Raw genomic sequence first — 1,391 nt, forward strand, 5'->3', positions numbered from 1 at the left:
GATTCGCAGGTCTTGCTCTCGGACGTGTTCTCGGTCCCCGAGGATTCGACAGGGCTCGGCTGGCCGCATTGGCTCCCGGGCTGGGACGACGTCCTGCCGCTGGGCGCCGCGTACACCGTCCGAGCTCTTCGAGAGGCCCGCACATCCATGCTGGACCGACGCACCTTCGTCACCTTCGGCTCCGCCGCCCTCGTCGGCCTGGCAGCGCAGTGGGCGCTGGTCGAGCCCGAACGCCTCACCGCAGCAATCGGCGGGAAGCGCGTCGACCCCGACCTGGTCGGCTGGCTCGAATCGACCGGCGCCAAGCTGACGGGCCTGCCGACCAAGCAGCGCCAGCACACCGCCGTCCTGCTGGACGCCCACCTGGCCACGGTCACGGACCTGGTCGACGGCGGCCGGTACAGCGAACCGATCGGGCTGCGGCTGCACTCGCTCGCCGCGCAGCTCGCGGTGGCCTGCGGCTGGTACCGCTTCGACCAGGGCCGGCACCCCGCCGCCGGGAAGCTGTGGAACGCCGCGCTGCGCAGCGCCCACGCCTCCGGTGACCGGGACCTCGGGGCCGGTGTGCTCTCCGACTTCGCGTACCAGGCGATGTGGCTCAAGGACCCTGGAACGGCCGTCGAGGTGCTGGGATTCGCCCTGACCCGCACGACCCATCCGACCGCCCGGTCACTGCTCGGCCTGCGCAAGGCCAGGGCTCATGCGGCACTCGGCGAGTCGGTCGAGTGCCACGGCGAACTGTCGGCCGCTGAAGGGGAGTTCAGCCGCCGTACGGCCGACCCGGCGCCGTCGTGGTGCGCCTGGATGTCACCGGCGGATCTGGCCGTGGACGCCGGGCAGTGCTTCCTCGACCTCGGACGCCCCGATGTCGCCGACGGTCTGATCGGCGACGGCATGGCGCTCCTCCCCCGCTCGCGGGACAAGACGCGGGCGGTGTTCCTCGCGGCCCGGGCGAGGGCGTTCCTCCAGCGCGGCGACGTCGAGCAGGCTGCGGCCGTCACCGACGAGTCGCTCGATCTGGCGCAGCGGATCGGCGCGGAGCGGTGCGTCACGATGGTCCGGGACCTCGTGCCGGAGTTCCGGCGGTTCCCGGCGGTCGACGGGGTGCCGGAGCTGCTGGAGCGGCTGCGAGCGGCCTGACCCCCGCGCCGGCCCCCCGTCCTCGTGCTCGGGTTTCGGGAGGCAGGCCCGATGTCCTGGTCGACACGGGCGGAATAGTTGAATGATGAACTATGCTGGGGATGGCGAAGGCGCCGACCAGACACCCGGACGTCGCCCCGCGACCGCCCGAAGGGACCACGAGATGAGCACCGCTGCCAACCTCCCCCGCATCGACGTCCGCCGCTCCGGCGAGCGCCTCGCGACCAAGATCGACTGGCTGGACTCCAAGC

General features: G+C 72.3%; 1 protein-coding gene. It reads left to right on the forward strand.

All coding sequences use genetic code 11. The annotated features are described in order from the left end of the window. Window positions 1–1,140 (forward strand): XRE family transcriptional regulator (locus AB0O00_RS39555; RefSeq protein WP_363659506.1); only part of this gene is annotated, 1,140 nt, incomplete at its 5' end. Window positions 1,141–1,391 lie beyond the last annotated feature (251 nt).

Source organism: Kitasatospora sp. NPDC093558, from assembly GCF_040683475.1.
Lineage (GTDB): Bacteria > Actinomycetota > Actinomycetes > Streptomycetales > Streptomycetaceae > Kitasatospora.